The organism is Rhizobium sp. TH2 (genome assembly GCF_024707525.1).
Classification (GTDB): Bacteria; Pseudomonadota; Alphaproteobacteria; order Rhizobiales; family Rhizobiaceae; genus Rhizobium_E.
Window position 1 is genome coordinate 3,886,379 of the sequence record NZ_CP062231.1, and the last position, 19,652, is coordinate 3,906,030.

Genomic DNA, 19,652 nt, shown 5'->3' on the forward strand with positions numbered 1-19,652 from the left:
CCGTGGCGATGGTCGTTATTTCATCAGCCCAGCCGCCCTGAGAGCGTCATTGATGACCTTGGCGATCTTCCCATCCGGCGCTGCGCCGGTGGCATTCTCGCGGGGCCGCGCGTAACGCAATGCCCGTTCTATTATGGATGCCGTACCGTCCTGGCTTTTGCGCCCGTCGGTGCTGCCCCCGGCCTCCGCCTCTCTCACGTCCGCATCGGTCGCAAGCTTCCACGACCGTGCAATCCGCACCGTGGAGGAGATGCCCGCCTCCAGCATGTATGGTCCGGCTTTTCCGATCGGTTCATCGCCACTTGCCGCCAGGGGAACGCCGTGACCCATACCCTGAATGGACCAGGTCTCGACCGCCTCCCGGCCCCGCGCGTCGAGCCAGACCTTGCGTGTATGGCCGTTGATGGTTTCGGTTCGCGAAACCTCGCCCAGCGCATGTACCCCGCTCCACTGCGTGACGACCTGTTCGGCATTGCTCGGGCGAACCGTCTGGTCGTGCGTGCCGTGCCAGATCGAAACCGTCGGCCAGCGCCCCGCGTGTTTCGATGCACCCTTGAGCGTGGATTGCAGCTTCGCGGCATCAGGCGGATTGCGCCCCTGCATCCGCTCGAACGCCTCGCCGACCGTGACCGCCGTGCCATAAGGCAATCCACCGATGAGCGCGCCTCCCGCGAATATGTCGGGATAGGTGGCCAGCATGACATTCGCCATCGCGCCGCCTGCCGACAGACCGGTGACGAAAATTCGTTCGGGATCGATCCCTTGCATCTGGACGAGATGGCCGATCATCTTGCGGATGGATAGCACTTCGCCCGCATCTCGCCTGATGTCTCCCGGTTCGAACCAGTTGAAGCAGAGATTGGCATTGTTCGACCGCTGCTGCTCCGGATAGAGCACCGCAAATCCACGCCGCTCTGCGAGCTGCGACCAGCCCGAGCCTGCCGCATAACCTTCCGCCGTCTGCGTGCAGCCATGGAGTGCCACGACAAGCGGTGTATTGGGAGCCATGATGGAAGGCAGGAACAGCCAAGCTTTCAGCGATCCCGGATTGGAACCGAACCTGGCGATTTCGATCAGGCGCTGATCCTGCATGGGCTTGTCGAGCATTGTCGTCTCCTTGGGCGGCCAAATGGGCCCGAACCCCTCATGTGGGAACGAATGCTGCGACGCACAATGAATCTTTCGGAATTGTTCGCAATCGCACAAAGCCATCGCGTGACGGGCGGCCTCGTGATGTAGGGGCCTGGCCGGTGAAATTAGAAATGGCGCCGGAAGCTTCCGGCGCCATTTGCATCGTGGTGGTGTCAGCCCGCCGCGCGCGCCGCCTTCAAAGCATTGGCCCACCAGACGAGCTCGTCCAGCAAGGTCTTGATGCCGGCTTCGATATGGGCGAGCTCGCGCAGGTTCTTGCCCTGCTGCCAGACGGCCATGAAGTCGCCGCCGCCGATATGGACGCCGCTGCGGGTTGGTGCCATCTGCAGTTCGATGGCGATCGTCCTGAGATGCTCGGCGGCACGCGCCGCGCCCACGCTGCCGTAGCCGACGACGGCGGCCGGCTTCTTGTTCCATTCCGGATAGGCGAAATCGAAGGCGTTTTTCATCGGCGCCGTGATCGAGCGATTGTATTCCGCGATGACGAAAATATAGCCGTCGAACTCGCCGACCTTCTTCTGCCAGCGCTGGCCGACCTCGTTCTGGGTCGGCGCCCAGGCGTTGGAGGCGACCTCGTTGAAGAACGGCAACGGCCATTCCTTGAGATCGACGATCTCGGTATCGATATCGTCCCGCGCCGAGGCGATGTCATGCACCCATGCCGCCGGTTTATCGCCGAAACGGTTGTCACGTATGCTGCTGATAATAATCGCAATTTTCGGCTTGGCCATATCAATCTCCCTGGGTTGAATGGCCGCACCGTATGCCCTGTCATTGTCTTCCTCAATTGGCGGGATGGGAACGCTGTGTTCAACGGGTGTTGACAAGCTCAAGGGAGATTTCGCCGGCGGCATCGGGAGGAGACACCGCCGGCGCGACCGCTCTAATGCAGGCCGAATTCCGCGAGAAGCTCCTGGCGGAACCTGACGAAGCGGGCTTCGCTCCGGTCCCTCGGCCGTGGCAGGTCGATCTCGATTTCCCTTGGCCGCCCGTCCCGCTCCTTGGGCAGGATCAGCACGCGATCCGCCAGGTAGATCGCCTCTTCCAGGTCATGCGTCACGAGGATCATCGTGACTTTCTCCTCTCGCCAGATGCGCGAAAGCTCTTCCTGCATGGTGATCTTGGTCATCGCGTCGAGCGCGCCGAACGGCTCGTCGAGCAGCAGGATCTCGGGCTGGACGGCGAGCGCGCGGGCGATGCCGACACGCTGGGCCATGCCGCCCGAGAGTTGTGAGGGCAGAGCGGTCGAGAACTCGCCAAGGCCGACCAGCCTTATGTAACGGTCCGCCAGGCTGCGCGCCTCCCTGCCATGAATGCCGCGAACCTCGAGCGGAAACGCGACATTGTCCTCGACGCTCAACCAGGGCAGCAATCTCGGCTCCTGGAAGATCACCGCGCGCTCGGTCCCGACCCCGTCGATCGGCCGGCCGTCGATCGAGACATGGCCGCTATCGGCCTCCTCGAGCCCCGCGAGAATACGGAGCAGTGTCGTCTTGCCCGAACCGCTGGCACCGACGATGGCGAGGCTCTCGCCACCCTCGATCCTGAGGTTGAGGCCCCGCAGCACATTGAGGCTGCGGCCGTTGATCGCGAAGGTCTTGGAGAGGTTGCTGATCGCAACATCGCCACGTTGGGCCAGATGGGCATCCGTCATATCGGGCCTCAATTGACCGCGCCGGCCAGCTTGGCCGGATCGAACAGCACGTCGGCGACCTTGATCTGGCCTTCCTTCAACGTGCCGCCGCGAACCAGCACATCGATCCAGAATTGCAGGTCGCGTTCGACCGGCAGGCCGCCGGCGCGGACGCCATAGCCGGCGAAATACTGGGCGATATCAGGGTTCTCGCCGCGCGTACTAAGCACCTCGGCGATCAGCTTCTTGGTCTCATCCGGATTCTCGCGCGCATAATCCAGCGCCTTTGCCGATTGCTCCACGAATGTCTTGGCAGCCTCCGGATGCGCGCCGATCCAGTCGCGCCGCAGCACCACGAAGCCGCCGGCGATTTCACCGAGCACTTCGGTATCGCCGAACACCTTGCGCAGCCCGCCATTCTTGCGGGCGACGCCCTCGAAGGTCGATTGCCAGTATCCGAAGGCCGCGACATCCACCTGTTCCGAGCGCAGCACCTGTTCCAGTTGCGGCCCCGGCACGACGACGAGCTTGGCCGCGTCCTGCGGCAGGCCGGCTGCGTGGAGCGCCTCGCGCACGGTATAGTCGAGATGCGCGCCGAGCGTATTGACCGCAATCGTCTTGCCGACGAGATCCTTGATCGATTTGATCGGGCTGCCCTCGAGCACGTAGAAAATGCTCTCGACATCCTTGGTGATGCCGTTGCTCGGATAGGCCGCGACGAAATCATTGCCGCCAGCGATCGAGTTGAGCACCGCCGCCGTCGCCGCACTGCCGATCTCGATATCGCCGGATGCCAGCGCGAACAGCGACGCCGGCCCGCCCGCGGCATAGCCCTTGTTCTCGAGCTTGACGCCGGTATTGTCGAAATAGCCGAGCGCGTCGGCCAGTTCATGCGCAGCGAGACCGCCCTGGCTTGCGAGATAGCGCAGCGTCACCGGTTCGGGCTGGCTGGCATGTACGAGGCCAGCGGAGCCGACCAGCGGAAGCAGGCTTGCGGAAGCCAGGAGTTTCGAAAAACCGCGTCGGGAAATGTTCATGTCGTCCACCTCTGTGAGAGTGTTGAGAGAGTTGGGGGTTCAGCCTTTGATGTCGCTCCACCGGCAAAGCCGCTTCTGGAGCGTCACAAGCGCATAGTTTGCCGTCAGCCCGAGTCCGGCCAGCAGCAGGATCGCGGCGAACATCAGGGGAATCTGGAAATTGTACTGCGCATTCATGACCTGGAAGCCGACGCCCTTGTTGGCGCCGATCATCTCGGCCGCGATCAGCAGCAGCAGCGCCGTCGTCGCACTCAGGCGAAGGCCGACGAAGATCGAGGGAAGCGCACCGGGCAATACGACCCGCCGGAACACGGTGAGCCGGTTGGCGCCATAGACCCGCGCCATCTCGATCAGCTTGCCATCGACCTGCTTGACGCCGCCGGTGGTTGCCAGCAGCACGGGAAACAACGTCGCCCAGAAGATCACGAACACCTTTGATGTCTCGCCCAGCCCGAGAAGCAGGATGAAGACGGGATAAAGCGCCAAGGCAGACGTCTGCCGGAACAGTTGCAGGATCGGATCGAGGCTTCGCTCGACGCCGCGCATCTGTCCCATCAGCAGGCCGAGCGGCACGCCGATCACCACCGCCGCACCAAACGCGATGCCGGCCCGTTGCAGGCTGATCGCGATATCGCCGAACAGCGGCCCGCCGAACACGCCCTTGAAAAGCGCCGTCACGATCTGGTCGAGCGGCGGCAGCACGGCGGGATTGGTCCAGCCGAGCGCCGGAGCAATCTGCCAGAGCACGAGAAAGCCAACGAGAAGCCCGTAACGCGAGAAGAATTGGCCCGATACGCCGGCCACCAGCCGGGACATGGCCTGCGGCCAATCCGGCCGCTGGCGGGAGAGCCTCAGCGCGCCCGCATGTTCTGTATCCAGGGAAGACATGGCTCGTCCTTTCCGTTGCCTATTCGGCGGCCTGAACGTGGGCCGCCTGGCGCGTCCAGCGGTTTGCGGGGAATGGCAGGCCGAGATTTTCCCTCAGCGTCCGGCCCTCGTAAGCCGTGCGGAACAGCCCGCGCCGCTGCAACTCAGGAATGACCAGTTCGACGAAATCGTCGAGCCCGGCCGGCAGCCATGGCGGCAGGATGTTGAAGCCATCCGCACCCTCGTTTTCGAACCATTCCTGCAGCGTATCGACAATTTGCACCGGCGTTCCGACAATGGTGAAATGCCCGCGCGCCGAGGCGATCCACTGGTAAAGCTGGCGGATCGTGAAATTGTGCTCGTCGGCGATCCTGCGGATCAGTGCCTGCCGGCTCTTCATGCCCTCGGTGGGCGGCGTCGGCGGCAGCGGACCGTCGAGATCATGGCCGCTGAGATCGAGCGTGCCACCGGTCAGGCCATTGAGAAGTGCCAGGCCATCCTCTTCCAGGATCAGCGCGGTCAGTCTCTCGTATTTCTCACGCGCCTCGGCTTCCGTCCTGCCGATGAAGGGCGCAACGCCGGGCATGACGAGAACATGGCTGGGATCGCGGCCAACGCCCTGGGCGCGGGCCTTGATATCGCGATAGAATTCCTGCGCCGTTTCAAGATGCTGGTGGGCGGTGAAGATCACCTCCGCCGTCGCAGCGGCAAGACCCCGCCCATCCTCGGATTGCCCCGCCTGCACGATGACGGGATGGCCCTGCGGCGAACGCGAGACGTTGAGCGGCCCCTTGACCTTGAAATGCTCGCCGCGATGGTTCGTGTAATGCAATTTCTCCGTATCGAAGAACTGCCCGGTCCGTTTGTCGCGGATGAAGGCATCGTCCTCGAAACTGTCCCACAGCTTCTTGACCACCTCGACATGCTCGGCCGCCCGACGGTAGCGCACGGCATGCGGATGCTGCTGGTCGAGGTTGAAATTATAGGCAGCCGCCTCGGTTCCCGTCGTCACCACGTTCCACCCGGCCCGGCCTTGCGAGATCAGGTCGAGCGAGGCGAATTTGCGCGCCAGATTGTACGGCTCCTCATAGGTGGTCGAGGCCGTGGCGATGAAGCCGAGATGCGTCGTCAGCGGCGCGAGCGCCGAAAACAGCGTCACCGGCTCGAAGCCCGCCACCCTTGCATTGCCCCCTTCCGTGCCGCCGCCAAACGAAACCGCAAGACCATCGGCCAGGAAATAGGCATCGAACAGACCCCGCTCGGCGGTCTGGGCAAGCTGCTTGTGAAACTCGAAATCCGTCGCCCCGTCCGAGGGCTGCTCCGGATGCCGCCACGCCGCCACATGCTGTCCACCACCGGGAAGAAAGGCACCAAGCTTGATCTGTCTCGTCATCACGAATCTCCATGTCGATATTGTCTATATTATTTATAGACAAACGGAATGTGGAGAGAGATTTTGCTAAATATGAGCATTCGGAGCGAATGTGGTTCCTCAAAAGCGCCCATTGTCGGAATGAGAACTGCCAAGAGGCCGGCATACTGCACGGCTCGGCGGCGCGATCCCCGCAGAGAGACGCTTCATGCCCAAGCCCCATAGTCCTCAACGCGTGATCAAAACCATGCGCGAAATGGTTTCGCCGGCCTGAAATCGACAAATCCGAGCTAGGCCACCTTCGGCAGGCGTGAGGTGAATGTCGCGCGCGTCACGGAGATTTCCATTCCATTCTCGTCGACCACGGTCTCCTTGACCGCTTCCAGCTGGCTCACCAGCGCTTGGACGATCGCGGTGCCCAATCCCGAGCCCGGGACCGTTCCCTTGACATCACCGGCTGCTTGGCCAACCCCATTATCGGACACCGTCAGCTTCCAATCCAGATCATTGGTCTCATATGTCACTTCTATATGGGCATCGGCCTTCGGTTCCGGAAACGCGTATTTGATTGCATTGATGACCAGTTCCGTGACGATCAACCCGATGCTGACGGCCTTGTCTGAGCCTATCGCGCCCGAGTCGGCACGGACCTTGATCTCGATGGGCTGGCTTTCGCCGATCATCGACGATGCCAGGCTGCTGCAGAGTTTGGTGAGATAGGAGCGGACGTCCACCGTGTCGAGCCCGGCCGAGGTATGCAGATGGCGTTGTACCTCCGCGACCGACATCACCCGCTGATGGGCGTCGTTCAAATGCCTCCGCGTTTCCTCGGAGGAGACCGCCCGGGCCTTGATAAGCAGGATGCTGGCGATGATTTGGAGCGAGTTGGCGACCCGGTGCTCCATTTCCTGGAGCAGGACCTCCTTCTGCCGAAGCAGTTCCTGCGTTTGCCTTTGAAGCTCGTCCTTCTCGCGCTCGATCATCCTGCTGACGGTGGCATCGCGGATCGCAAGCAGGATCGTCGATTTGGAGTGATCTTCGTAGACCACCTGCCGGGCATTCAGAAACATTGTCTTGCGGCCGATCCGCGGAAAATCATGTTCGACTTCGAAGCCATCCATTGCGGTCCGCTCCGGAATGATCGTCTCCAGAAGCACCCTGAGACTTGGAATATCCCATTGGCCATCCCCCAATGCGTAAAGCAAACACCCTATCGTTTGCTCGGGATCGACCTCAAAGGTCCGGTAGAAAGCAGCGCTTGCCGCGAGCACGCGAAACTGATCGTCGAGCACGAGAAACGGCTCGGGCAGCGTGTTCATGATGGCCTGTGCCAGCGTCTGGGCATGCTCTGTGGTTTGGAAACTGATCATGGGAAAAGTGGACTATCCGATCTGGAACGCGGTTCCGTTCCCCAGGCGGCCTGAGCCGTGTGGATCGACCATATAGATACCGCGCGCCCGCGTCCGAATTAAAACGCGGGCGACGACGGCGACCAACGGCGCGCCAGCAGAGTCGACAAATCGCAAACTCCTTCCGCCACGCACTCTAGATCGCTTCATTGTTAAATGGAATCATTCTGTTGGCCGAGACGGAGTCGGATATTCGTTCGGTCGGCGCGCGTCGTAGCCCAGTTCTACGGCCAAGGCGACCGAACGAATAGGCGGCCCGTATCGGCCAACCCCGAAGGGGCCGGGCATCTTTCCGCCAGGATCAGAGGCGATCGGCTCGGACGTACATTGGGTATGCCCTTCGCCAATCGCCTCTGCCCTGACGAAAACCTGCTCCGGCAGAATGCTTCCATTTAACAATGAAACGATCTAGGTCCGCAGCGACTTAATCGCTCACACCTTCTCTTTTTTCCGCACCGGCGCCTTGGGCTTCTCCTCCGGAGGCACATCCGGGCTTGGCGCGAGAAGCTTTCTCAACGATCCTATCCGGTCTTTCACCAGCGGCCTGAACCGCGTTGCCCGGTATGGCATGTCGGCCGCGCCATAACCCTCGGGACCATCGTCATTGCCGCGATGGATTTCCTCGAGCTTGATCCCGAGAAACTCGCCATCGACATAGTGCGAATACATGCCGACCCAGCGGATGGTGTAGATCTGACCCTTGCGGATCACCTGGTCTATCGAGACATGCTTGAACTTGTCATCGATGCACACGACCTGCTGGCCGACGTAAAAATCATTCATCGCAATCTCCGATCGGCATAGCCGCCTCGTTCGAAATATGGCGCTGATCTCACCGCCATATCCGTCTTTCCCGCTAAGTAGCGGTTAAGTCGCGACCCGGCAACGGCTCACGCGAATGAAGCACCGTGACTTCCTGATCGATCACGCCTTCGGACAGAGCGCTCCCGTATCGACCCAGGCCCGGATGATCTTGCCGAACTCTTCCTGGGTGCCCGGAACCGGCTCGCGGCCATCGCCCGGCTTCCATCCCCAGCCGACGAGATCGTCATGGGCCATGTGCTCGACCATTTCCTCCATGGTCATGTCGCCGTTGCGCTTGCGGTCCTTGAGCTGCTCGCAGATCTGGCCGAGCGTCTTGCCTTCCCAGGCCATTTCGATCGGCGCGAGATGCCAGGCGGGATTGCCGGGAATGCTCTTGAGCGTATCGGATTGGCCGACAACCTTGATGTTCTCGGCACCGTGGCAGGTGTTGCACTGCATGCCCATCAGGCCCATGCCGCCATCGCCGCGAAACACCGGCGGCTGGTGCAGGTGCATGTTCATGCCCTGCAGCGGTCGGTCCGTGGCTGGATGACAGTTGACGCACCGGGGATGCTGAATGACCTTGCCCGCTTCCTCGAAGAGCGCAACCGATCGCGCCTGCTCGTCGGCGATCGACTTGAAGGACTCGGCGGAACGAAGCGCGTTGGCATCCTGCGCGACCGAGACGGATGTGAGCGCCAATCCGGCGCCCGCGATGAGACAGAGCGCTGCAGCGCCCGAAAACAAGAGCTTGATATTCATGTGTCGCGATCCCTCAGGAGGATATGAGATTGACGATGGGAAGCTGGCGTACCGGGGCACCGGTCAGTTTTCGCCAGGCATTGGCGACCGCCGGTCCCACCGGCGGCACGCCCGGCTCGCCGACGCCCGTCGGTTTCTCGGTCGACTTGATGATTTCCACCGCGACATCGGGCATCTCGTTGATGCGGATGGACCGGTAGTCGTGGAAGTTCGACTGCATGATCTTTCCGCCCTTGCCGAGCGTCACCGCATCGAAGAGCACCGCACCCAGCCCGTAGCCGATGCCGCCCTCCATCTGCGCCTTGATGATGTTGGGGTTGACCGCAATGCCGCAATCCACCGCGCACCACACCTTGTGGACACGCGGCGCGCCATCGGCGCCGACGGAGACTTCCGCCACCTGTCCGACAAAGGAGCCGAAGCTCTCGACGACAGCGACCCCGCGCGCACGGCCTTCCGGCACCGTCGCACCCCAGTTCGCCATCTCGGCCGCCTTGCGCAGCACGCCGGCATGGCGCGAGGTTTTCGCCAATAGCGCGAGCCGCCCCTCGACCGGATCCTTGCCGACGCGGATCAGCAGTTCATCGACAAAGGTCTCGACCGCAAACCCGGTATGGGTATGGCCGACTGACCGCCACCAGAGCGGCGGGATCACCAGCTTGGTATTGTGCGAGGTCACCTTGAGATTGGGGACGTGGTAGGGAAGGTTCGATGCACCCTCCACCGAGGTGGAATCGAGATCGGCCTTCGCCATGATCGACTGGCCGACGATCACCTGCTCCCACGCCGTGATCTCACCGTCTTTGTTGATCGCGCCGCGCATCTTGTGGGCATACATCGGCCGGTAGAAACCGCCCTGGATGTCGTCCTCCCGGGTCCACATATGCTTGAGCGGCCGGTCGCCACCAGTGGCGGCGTAGACTGCCGCGGCTTCCTGCATGTAGGGAGAGCCGAACTGCGCCTTGCGGCCGAAGCTGCCGCCCGCGAGCTGGGTGTTCACCCGCACCTTGGACTCGTCGAGCCCGAGAAGCTGGGCTGCAACCTGCTGGTCGAAGCCGGGAAACTGCGCGCCGGTATAGACATCGACCGATCCATCCGCCGCCTTGATGAAGACCGCGTCGAGCGGCTCCATCGGCGCATGCGCGAGGAATGGAAAGACGATCTCGGCTTCTATCGTCTGAAGGCCCTCTTGCTTGAACGCCTCCTCGACATTTCCGGTATTCGTTGCCTCGAGACCCGGCTCGTTGAAATGCTTGGCATAGTCCGTCGCCAGCTCCTGCGACGAACGGGTCTCGGCCTTGCTCAGGTCCCATTCGATCTTGAGCGCGTCGCGACCCTTCAGCGCCGCGAATGTGTTGTCGGCATAGACCGCGACACCCTGCGGCATCTGCTTGACGTCGACGACGCCCTTTACCTTTCGCGCCTCATTGTCGTCGAAGGATTTGACCGTCGCGCCGAAATGCTTGGGATGCGCGACCACCGCGATCAGCAGATTGTCCGGCGCGATGTCGAGCGTGAAGATCGCCGTGCCGTTCGTCTTGGCCTTGGTATCCAGCTTCGGCAGTTCCCGTCCGATCAGCACGAAGTCCTTGGGGTCCTTGAGCTTCGGATTGTCGGGTGGCGTCTGCTTGGCCGCCTTGTCGGCGAACGCGCCGAAACCGCTCTCCTTGTTGGAAGCGGCATGCTTGATGCGCCCTTTCTCGACCGTGATCTCGCTCGCCGGCACCTTCCACTCCTCGGCGGCGGCGGCGACCAGCATGGCGCGGGCAGTGGCGCCGGCTGTGCGCATCTGCTCATAGGCATTGGCGATCGAACTCGAACCACCCGTGCCCTGCAGGCCAAACAGCAGGTTGGCATAGATCTTGTTGTCGGTCGGCGAATGAACCGCGCGCATCTGCCCCCAGTCGGCGTCCAGTTCCTCGGCGACAAGTGTCGCAAGACCGGTGAACGGCCCCTGGCCGAACTCGATATGCTTGGAGAGCACGGTGACCGTATCATCCGTGCCGATCTTGACGAAGGCGTTGAGCGGCAAGAGTTCCGGTCCGCCGCCGGCCGGCACGCCGGTTGGCGCTGCCGAGAGATATTTCGGCGCAATCGCCACGCCGATCACGAGGCCGGCGCCGGCGAGAAAACCACGGCGGGTCGCGGTGATATCATGCATCGTCATGGCTCAGCCCTCCATCGAGTTGGCGGCATTATGGATCGCCGCTCGAATGCGATGATAGGTGGCGCATCGACAGATATTGCCGGTCATTGCGCCGTCGATCTCTTCGTCGGTCGGCTTCGGCACCATCTGTAGCAGTGCCACGGCCGACATGATCTGCCCGGACTGACAGTAGCCGCATTGCGGCACGTCAAGCCCGGTCCATGCGGTCTGGATTGCCTCGGCTTCCTTGCCTTCGATCCCCTCGATCGTCACCACATCGGAGCCATCGATCATCGAGATCGGCGTAATGCAGGACCGTCGCGGCATGCCGTCGAGATGCACGGTGCAGGCGCCGCACTGCGCGACCCCGCAGCCATACTTGGTTCCCATGAGCTTTTCGAAGTCCCTGATGACCCACAGCAGGGGCGTGTCGGGGTCGCCGTCGAAAGTTCGTTCTTTTCCGTTGAGCGTGAAAGTGACCATGTCCCTGCTTCCTTCTAAAATTGGTGGGTAGCTCGTTCGAGCCGGGTCAGCCGCCCGGCGCGGTAAAAATTAGACTGGAAATTCGACCGGGACCGTATGTGAACCCATCGCCCGCATGCAATTCAAATTGCAGTGAAGGGGCCATTCAACAAACTCCGGCAAAACCGCTTGAATGCGGTTGATGTGGTGTTGGTTCCATAGGTCGACAACCCCCATGTCGAATCTGGCAAAAAGCAAAAATAGGAAAATATTCACAATTTCTCTTCCCATCCGCAAATTCCCATGCTACATTCCTCCCCGTTCCGTCGTCGGATACGCGGGTGGCCTCACCCGGCGAGACGGATCATGTGCCTTCGGGCCTGCTCAAGAGGCGGAGCGGCGCGCGGGGCTCATGCAGAGAATGGTTCTCCTCCCGGCTGAAAAAGGCCGGGGCGTGCCTGTGAGGCATTGGAGGCCCGAACGGAATGCGGGGGTGATGGTCCCGCGAACGCCATGCCAGCGATGGATGGCGGGATATACATCGGAGGCGATCGGAGACTGACAATCTCCGGCCAAACCCAGGCCGTTCGGTGACGCAGAGGGACCGGAGTTGCATGGGATAAATGCATAACGGGGCGCCTTGTGGCGCAGCATAAATCAAACAAATAGAGAGGCTCTACGAGGCGCCCCGTCCGAAATCTGCCCCAAGCCACGGACCGAAAACCGGCCGCGTGAACGAGGACTTATGTCTTGTCGAGCTCAGCCATCAGATGCTTCGTGCTCAGGTAGAGTTCCTTGAAAATCCGGTAGTTCCTGGCATAGGCGGCATCGGCCATCGGCGCGACCTCGCTCTCGACGGGATTCCAGCGCGTGATGGTCGATCGATCCGCATCCCCCACGCCGATGGCCGCGAGGCAGGCATCGCCGTAGGAAGCCCCGATCGTCTTCCGCGCCAGGATCTGCCTGAGCCCCGAAATATTCGACGTCGCCTCCAGCCAGAGCTTGTTCTTGGTGCCGCCGCCCACCGCCATCAGCCGCTTCGGCGGGCTGCCCACTTCGGCATAGGTCTCGAAAATATGGTTGGTGCCGTAGGCGATCCCCTCGATCAGCGCCCGGTAGATATCGCCGCGCTTGTGGGTGAGGTTGAGCCCGAACAGCGTGCCCTTGGCATGCGTATCATGGATCGGCGTCCGCTCGCCGGAGAAATAAGGCAGGAAAATCAATCCATTGGCGCCGGCCGGAGACAAGGCCGCCTCCTTGGCAAGTTCGCCGAATGCCTTGACCGGATCGAGCTCCTTGGCCAGTTCGTCACGGAACCAGTGGGTCAACGTGCCGGAGGTCGCGAGCCCCGACATAGAGGCATGCTGGCCCTGAAACATCCACGGCGCATACCACAGCCGCGCATCCCGCACTCGCTCATCGGTCAGCTGGATGATGAAGATCGTCGAGCCATACATGACCATCATATCGCCGCCATCGAGCACGCCGACCGAGAAGGCCTCGGCGCTCGCGTCGATCGTGCCGCAGATCACCGGCGTGCCAACAGCGAGCCCCGTCGCCTCGGCCGCCTTGGCCGTCACATGCCCCGCGATATCCGTGCTCCACAGCAAATCCGGCAACTTGTCGAGATCGATGATGTCAGGCGACAAATCGCTGGTATAGCCAAGCTTGCTGACATCATAGAGGGGCGAGAAATTCGCCGCCGTATAGTGATCGATGACGCAATTGCCCGTCAACCGCTGCACGATGAACGTTGTGGCACTGACCACCTTCGCCGCCTTGGCATAGACATCCGGCCGCTTGTCCTTGAGCCACAATATCTTCGGCCCGACCGATTGCGAGGTCAGCGTATTGCCGCAGACATCGAGCACCCGGTCTTCGCCGATCTCGGCATTGAGCGCCGCGATCTCATCGACCGATCGCGTATCGACGCCATAGAGCACGCCGTTCATCAACGGATTGCCCGCGGCATCGACCGGCAGCATGCACGGCCCGATCGCCGATGTGCCAACCGAGCGGATCGACTTCGGATCGATACCGCTCTCGGCGATCAGCTTCTTGGAGATAAAGCAGAAATCACCCCACCAGTCCTGCTCGGGATCATGCTCGGCCCAGCCCGGCTGCGGCACCAGCATCCGGTGCGGCCGCGACGCCTGCGCCACGATCCCGCCCGCCTCATCGACCAGCACGCCCTTGGATTCGAAGGTCCCGATATCGACGCCGAGATAGTGTTTCATTGCTCGAAATCATCCCGATCCAGGCTGAAATCCGGACCGATATTGGCGATCGCCGCAATCAGCAGCCGCGACAGTTCCTCGAGATCGGAGAGATCGCAGACCTCAAGCGCCGAATGCGAGTAGCGCATCGGAAAGCCCATATCGATCGACGCCACGCCTTGGCCGACAAGTTGGACATAGGACGAATCCGTGAGGCAGCCGATATGCGCGCTCTTTTGAAGCCGCACGCCGGCAGCCTTCGCGGTGTCTTCGAAGAGACCGACAAGCGCCGGATGCGGGATCGTGCCGTTGAGCGTGCCTCGCCCATGAAACGAGAACATCGCCATCCCAGGCCCGCCGCCGAGCACGACATCGCCACGGCTGGTCATATCGGGCGTGTCGGATGTCAGGATCAGGTCGATTTGAACAGCAATATCAGGCTGCAGCACTTGAGCCGCCGTCACCGCGCCGCGCAGGTTGAATTCCTCCTGCGTCGAGAAAACGATATGTATGGTCGGCCTTGGCACCGTCGCCATCAGTTGCCGCGCGGCCTCCAGCACCACCGCACAGCCCGCGCGATCATCAACCGAGGTGCCGGCGATCCGTCCGTCCGCCAGTTCCATCACATGCGGCTTGTAGACGACAGGCGTTCCCACGTCGATCCCGGCTTCCCGCACCGCCTCGGCACTCGAAAAGCCGGCGTCGATATAGATGTCCTGATAGGGCACGACCTTGTATTTTTCGTCCTGCCCCGTCGCATGGTGAGACTTGTGGGCGATGACGCCGGGGATATCGCGACCCTCGCCGATCGAAAAGATCACCGCCTGTGCCGCCAGCGCCCGCTCCGGCACGCCACCCAGCCGCTCGACCCGGACAAGGCCGTTCTTCTCGATCTTGCGTACAACGAGACCGAGCTGGTCCATATGGGTGAACAGCATCACCGAAGGCGCGCCTTCCCTGCCCGCTATCGTCGCGATCAGGTTGCCCATCCGGTCGGTTTTCGTCTTGAGCCCGAAGCCCTGCAATTCGGCCTTTAGGTAGCGGCGCACGCGGCCCTCGTAGCCCGAGAGCCCGGGGATCATCATCAGGTCCGTGAGCCAGGTTTTCAGCCGTTCACGCATCGCTCACCTGTCCTGCCTGACCAGCGCCATGAATTCCTTCGCGCGCTCCGGATCGACCGCATTCCAGGTGTGGCCTTCATATTTCAGCGACGAGCCGACGATCACGCCGTCGGCGATCTTCAAAGTGTCGCGCACCGTCGCATGTTTCACGCCTGTGTTGGCGAAGACATAGGTGTCGGGCAGCACCTTCTTGACCGCTTCGAGGTCGACCATCTTCGCCGCCTCGCCGGTGATCGTGCCGGATACCAGCACCGCATCGGGGATCGAGGAGAACACCGCCGACCGCGCACGATCGGCGACGCTGCGCTGGTCGAGCGAATGGGCGAATTCGGCCGAGACATTATAGAGCAGCGCCAGATCCTTGCGGCCCAGGCGATCGCGGTAGCGCATCGCGCGGCCCGCATCCGGTGTCCACGGTCCCATGTCGGAGGCATAGGTGCCAGTGAAGATTTCGCGCACAAAGGCCGCACCCGTGGCGGCTGCAAGCGCGATCGAGCTCTCGGGATCCCACAGAACATTGACGCCGAACGGAATGCGGATCTCGCCGGCGAGCCGCCCGATCACGTAGGCCATGGTCGCGGTGGAGGCCGTATCGACCTTGAATTCGTAAGGCCGGTCGTTCTCGTTACCGAACATCACGGCGTCAAAGCCAGCGTCCTGCAAGGCCGCGAGGTCCTTGCGCGCGCCCTCGACCAGAGCCTCCAGCCCGCCCTCGTGATCATGCAGCGGCGAGCCCGGCAGCGCACCCAGATGCACCATCGCGATCACAGGCTTCCTGGCGCCGAAAATGGCTTTCAACTTATCGCTCAAGATATGATTTCCTCCGGTCATAACGGCGGCAACTCTGCCATTTCAAATCCCGGATGTCATCAGCGGAAGTTTGAAACACGATTAAAAACAATTGCTTTCGGGAGACCGACTGTCTTAAATCCCGGCGAAATCCGAAGCGGCATTTGGGAGGATAAATTATGAAGATCAGGCATTGGGACCGGCTCGGCAATGGTGGCATCAAGTTCACCGAACTCGGCTTCGGCTGCGCGCCGCTCGGCAATCTCTACCGTGCCATCACAGACGAAGAAGCGCACAACGTGCTGCAGGCGGCATGGGATGACGGCTGCCGCTATTTCGATACCGCGCCGCTTTACGGCCTCGGCCTGTCGGAGGTCCGCGTCGGCAATTTCCTGCGCGGCAAGCCGCGCGATCAATATGTGATTTCCACCAAGGCCGGACGCCTGATGAAGGTCAGCCCGCCGGACCAGCGGACAGGCATCGGCAAGTTCTTCGACGTTCCCAACCGCCGGGAGGTCTATGATTATTCCTATGATGGCGTGATGCGCTCCTTCGAAGCCTCGTTCGAGCGCACCGGGCTCGACCGCTTCGATATCCTGTTCTGCCATGATGTCGATATCTTCACCCATGGCTCGAAAGAGGCGTCGGATGCGCGCATCGACGAATTCATGCGAGGCGGCTACTACGCCATGCTGTCCTTGCGCGACCAGGGCGTGATCAAGGCCTTCGGCGGCGGCATCAATGAATGGCAGGTCTGCGAGACGCTGGCCCGCCGCGGCGATTTCGATCTGTTCCTGCTCGCCGGCCGCTATACGCTACTCGAACAGGAGGCGCTCAACAGCTTCCTGCCGCTCTGCACCGAGCGCGGCATCGGCATCGTCCTGGGCGGACCTTACAACTCCGGCATCCTGGCGCGCGGACCTTCGGATGACGCGCAATACAACTATGCCGATGCGCCGAAGGAGGTCATCGATCGGGTCCGCCGCATCAACGCGACATGCGAAAAGCATGGCGTCAGGATGATCGAGGCGGCGCTGAACTTCCCGCTGCATCACCCCGCCGTGGTCAGCGTCATCCCCGGCGGCCAGAGCGTGACGGAGGTCAATTCCAACCGTTCGATGCTGGGCCACGATATCCCGCCGGCACTCTGGGCGGACCTCAAGGCGGACGGGCTGATGCGGCAGGATGCACCGGTCTGAGCCATGCCGCGAGCCACATTAACGGTTGAGGAACCGTGTCGCATGCGGCTAAAAAATATATCATTTTAACAGCTTGTAAAAATGGGTGACTTCTGGCACACAATCCCGGTCGATTTTTTGAAGGCCGAATGGCTTGGCTCCGTTCCCTGAGTTTTGCTTCCGGACGCGGCCGACCAACTTCCCAGACGAATTTATCGATACGAACGCCAGCTTTCGGCCGGCAAAACTAACGCGTGATATACAAGGATACCCCAGATGAACACTGGCACCGTAAAGTGGTTCAACGCAACCAAGGGCTTCGGCTTCATCCAGCCTGACAATGGCGGCCCGGACGTTTTCGTTCACATCTCCGCCGTCGAGCGCGCTGGCATGACCACGCTCAATGAAGGCCAGAAGATTTCCTACGAAGTGCTGGCCGATCGCCGCACCGGCAAGTCCGCCGCCGGCAATCTCCGCGCTGCTTGATTTGGATTGCGCCGGCCGCCACCGGCAGATCCCTGGAATAAGAAAACCGTCCGGGCCAACCCGGGCGGTTTTTTTATGTCGATGAACGCGAGGTAGCGCTCCCGCTTCTCCCCTTGGGGAGAAGGTGGCGGGTCGGATGAGGGGTTCCCCCGAAGCGCGGAGCAATAGGCTGAGAACCCCTCATCGCCTCGCTATGCTCGGCACTTCTCCCCAAGGGGAGAAGCGGGGCAAGGGGCACCGTCACCTGTGAAACAGCAAGTCCCACTACTGCCTGAACAGGAACTCCGGCTGCACGCTTTCGGTCTTGACCAGGCGCCCGTTCGGCAGGTCGTTGACATCCATCTTGTAGGCGAAGCTCTCGGGATCGAGGTCCTTCCAGCGCTCGGTGAGCCTGCGGCGCAATTCTTCCTCGGACACATCGATCAGCACCGTCGTGTCGTAATACTGATGCAGCGTGCGCCAGTCGCCCTTGTTGAGCAGGATGTAATTGCCCTCGACAACAAGGTGCCGCACCGTCTGCGGGATCATCCGGCCACCGGCGCGGGCGATTTCGATCGAGCGGTCGAAGACCGGCACGGCAATCTCGGTCTCGCGGTTCTGCTTGAGACGGCCAAGCATGGTCGCAAAGCCCGACACGTCGAAAGTCTCGGGCGATCCCTTACGCGGGCGCAGGCCGCGCGGCACCAGCACCATGTCGTCATAGTGATAGCCGTCCATCGGAAACACGGCCGCCGAACCGGGGTCCGTCGCGTTCAGCGCATCGGCGAGGTCATCGGCCAGGGTCGATTTTCCCGCACCCGGCGGCCCGGCGATCGCGGTGATCGAGCGGCCCGCCTTGCCGCGTTCGGCAACGATTGTGAGAAGGGTCGGAAGATCGATCGGCTTCATGTGATCCTCGAGCGCTGGGAGAAGCTTGGCACTATCGGAAATCGGCAACCGCTCCGCAAGTGGCGAGTTACCCTTTACGGGCATAGCTGACCCGCGCCAGTGTGCCTATTCATTGCGTGCGGTGGGATTATGACTATCGGTATCACATTTGGGAGGATGCAATGCGCGTACTTTTCGATCCGGAACCCCGTGCGGCCAAGGATATTTTTTCGGACGCCGATTATCAGAAATTCCTGTCGACCTACGACGTGATCGCCTGGAACGGCGAGGATCGCGAAAGCTTCTACCGCACCCACCTGCCGACAACAGACGTGCTGATGAGCCAGCAGCCGATGGAAAGGGCTCAACTCGACATGGCGCCGAAGCTGCGCTGCATCATCAATGTCGAAACCAATTTCCTGCCCAATGTCGACTACGAGACCTGCTTCCAGCGCGGTATCCACGTCATCGCGCCGAGCTCGGTCTTCGCAGCACCCGTGGCCGAAATCGGGCTCGGCATGGCGCTTTCCTTAGCGCGCGGCATCCACGCCGGCCATGGCGATTTCGTTGCCGGTAAAGAGCTCTACGGCCTCGACGGCAACCATGAAGCCGAACTGCTGGCCGGCGCCGATGTCGGCTTCGTCGGCTTCGGCGATCTGGGACGCGCGGTCCACAAACTGCTCGCGGGCTTCCAAACGAAGATCCGTGCCTTCGACCCCTGGCTGCCGGATGGCGTGCTGAAACGCATGGGCGTCACCCCTGCCCCGCTCGATGAGGTGCTGGCCAAGAGCCGCTTCGTCTTCGTCGTCGCCACGATCACGACGGACAATGCCCATCTGCTCAACGCCGAGAAGCTGAAGCTGATGCAGAAGGGCGGCAAGCTGATCCTGCTCAGCCGCGCCGCAGTCGCGGATTTCGAGGCACTGAAGGAGTTCGCCGGCTCCGGACATATCCAGGTCGCCACCGATGTTTTCCCCGAGGAGCCGGTCGCCGCAGACGATCCGATCCGGAAAGTTCCGAACATCCTGTTTTCCGCCCACCGCGCCGGCGCGCTGACCTCGGCGCTGGAGAATATCGGCAAGCTGGCGCTGGAAGACCTCAGTCAGATCGCCAAGGGCCTGCCGCCGGTCGCCTGCAAGCGTGCGGAGCGCGAGACGGTGATGCGACTCAGGTCGAAGCCTATTGATAAGTCTTAAGAAGGTCCCCGCCCCAAACCCCTCCCCACAAGGGGGAGGGGCTTAACCTGCCGCACAGCCTCGAGAGCCTCCAAAGCTTTCAACGATTGGCGACGTTAAAGATGAGCAATGCCAGCGCCACAGGTTGGCCCCTCCCCCTTGTGGGGAGGGGTTTC

At 61.8% G+C, this 19,652-nt stretch carries 18 protein-coding genes; 3 read left to right on the top strand and 15 right to left on the bottom strand.

Annotated elements, in window-relative coordinates:
• Nucleotides 1-15: 15 nt before the first annotated feature.
• From IHQ71_RS19245 to IHQ71_RS19310, 14 genes are all read right to left on the bottom strand, one after another.
• Complete coding sequence (locus tag IHQ71_RS19245) at nucleotides 16-1,107, bottom strand: PHB depolymerase family esterase (protein WP_258158049.1); 1,092 nt, start codon at nucleotides 1,105-1,107, stop codon at nucleotides 16-18.
• A 197-nt stretch (nucleotides 1,108-1,304) separates the two neighbouring features.
• Nucleotides 1,305-1,883, bottom strand: coding sequence for an NADPH-dependent FMN reductase (locus tag IHQ71_RS19250; protein WP_258158050.1), 579 nt, complete (start codon nucleotides 1,881-1,883; stop codon nucleotides 1,305-1,307).
• Nucleotides 1,884-2,035: 152 nt separating this feature from the next.
• On the bottom strand, nucleotides 2,036-2,806 hold the full coding sequence (locus IHQ71_RS19255; protein ID WP_258158051.1) for an ABC transporter ATP-binding protein: 771 nt from the start codon (nucleotides 2,804-2,806) through the stop codon (nucleotides 2,036-2,038).
• 8 nt (nucleotides 2,807-2,814) lie between these two features.
• Entirely contained in the window at nucleotides 2,815-3,822 is a 1,008-nt protein-coding gene (locus IHQ71_RS19260) for an ABC transporter substrate-binding protein (protein ID WP_258158052.1), read from the bottom strand.
• Between the two features lie 39 nt (nucleotides 3,823-3,861).
• Entirely contained in the window at nucleotides 3,862-4,638 is a 777-nt protein-coding gene (locus tag IHQ71_RS19265) for an ABC transporter permease (protein ID WP_258162885.1), read from the bottom strand.
• Nucleotides 4,639-4,729: 91 nt separating this feature from the next.
• Nucleotides 4,730-6,082 carry an LLM class flavin-dependent oxidoreductase gene (locus IHQ71_RS19270; RefSeq protein ID WP_258158053.1) on the bottom strand — a complete coding sequence of 451 codons (1,353 nt, stop codon included), beginning with the start codon at nucleotides 6,080-6,082 and terminating at the stop codon, nucleotides 4,730-4,732.
• 269 nt (nucleotides 6,083-6,351) lie between these two features.
• Entirely contained in the window at nucleotides 6,352-7,431 is a 1,080-nt protein-coding gene (locus IHQ71_RS19275) for a sensor histidine kinase (RefSeq protein ID WP_258158054.1), read from the bottom strand.
• Between the two features lie 471 nt (nucleotides 7,432-7,902).
• Nucleotides 7,903-8,253 carry a CAP-Gly domain protein gene (locus IHQ71_RS19280; protein WP_258158055.1) on the bottom strand — a complete coding sequence of 117 codons (351 nt, stop codon included), beginning with the start codon at nucleotides 8,251-8,253 and terminating at the stop codon, nucleotides 7,903-7,905.
• Nucleotides 8,254-8,394: 141 nt separating this feature from the next.
• Nucleotides 8,395-9,036 (bottom strand): Isoquinoline 1-oxidoreductase subunit, encoded by a 642-nt coding sequence (locus tag IHQ71_RS19285; protein WP_258158056.1) that lies wholly within the window; start codon nucleotides 9,034-9,036, stop codon nucleotides 8,395-8,397.
• Nucleotides 9,037-9,049: 13 nt separating this feature from the next.
• Nucleotides 9,050-11,203: a xanthine dehydrogenase family protein molybdopterin-binding subunit gene (locus IHQ71_RS19290; protein WP_258158057.1), complete on the bottom strand. Its 2,154-nt coding sequence runs from the start codon at nucleotides 11,201-11,203 to the stop codon at nucleotides 9,050-9,052.
• Nucleotides 11,204-11,206: 3 nt separating this feature from the next.
• A complete protein-coding gene (locus tag IHQ71_RS19295; protein WP_258158058.1) occupies nucleotides 11,207-11,665 on the bottom strand; it encodes a (2Fe-2S)-binding protein in 459 nt (152 codons plus the stop codon).
• A 722-nt stretch (nucleotides 11,666-12,387) separates the two neighbouring features.
• Nucleotides 12,388-13,881, bottom strand: a complete 1,494-nt coding sequence (locus tag IHQ71_RS19300) for an FGGY-family carbohydrate kinase (protein ID WP_258158059.1) — start codon at nucleotides 13,879-13,881, stop codon at nucleotides 12,388-12,390.
• A complete protein-coding gene (locus IHQ71_RS19305) occupies nucleotides 13,878-14,981 on the bottom strand; it encodes a M42 family metallopeptidase (protein WP_258158060.1) in 1,104 nt (367 codons plus the stop codon). Before IHQ71_RS19305 ends, IHQ71_RS19300 begins: the two co-directional genes overlap by 4 nt.
• 3 nt (nucleotides 14,982-14,984) lie before the next feature.
• Nucleotides 14,985-15,740 carry a BtpA/SgcQ family protein gene (locus IHQ71_RS19310; protein ID WP_374990042.1) on the bottom strand — a complete coding sequence of 252 codons (756 nt, stop codon included), beginning with the start codon at nucleotides 15,738-15,740 and terminating at the stop codon, nucleotides 14,985-14,987.
• Nucleotides 15,741-15,949: 209 nt separating this feature from the next.
• Here IHQ71_RS19310 and IHQ71_RS19315 point away from each other — a divergent pair, with 209 nt between their 5' ends.
• Nucleotides 15,950-16,969, top strand: a complete 1,020-nt coding sequence (locus IHQ71_RS19315) for an aldo/keto reductase (protein WP_258158062.1) — start codon at nucleotides 15,950-15,952, stop codon at nucleotides 16,967-16,969.
• A gap of 255 nt (nucleotides 16,970-17,224) precedes the next feature.
• On the top strand, nucleotides 17,225-17,434 hold the full coding sequence (locus IHQ71_RS19320; RefSeq protein WP_258158063.1) for a cold-shock protein: 210 nt from the start codon (nucleotides 17,225-17,227) through the stop codon (nucleotides 17,432-17,434).
• Nucleotides 17,435-17,698: 264 nt separating this feature from the next.
• On the opposite strand, the gene IHQ71_RS19325 is transcribed toward IHQ71_RS19320, so the two are convergent.
• Entirely contained in the window at nucleotides 17,699-18,322 is a 624-nt protein-coding gene (locus IHQ71_RS19325) for an AAA family ATPase (RefSeq protein ID WP_258158064.1), read from the bottom strand.
• 161 nt (nucleotides 18,323-18,483) lie between these two features.
• Between IHQ71_RS19325 and IHQ71_RS19330 the strand changes: the two genes are divergently transcribed.
• Complete coding sequence (locus IHQ71_RS19330; protein ID WP_258158065.1) at nucleotides 18,484-19,497, top strand: NAD(P)-dependent oxidoreductase; 1,014 nt, start codon at nucleotides 18,484-18,486, stop codon at nucleotides 19,495-19,497.
• Nucleotides 19,498-19,652 lie beyond the last annotated feature (155 nt).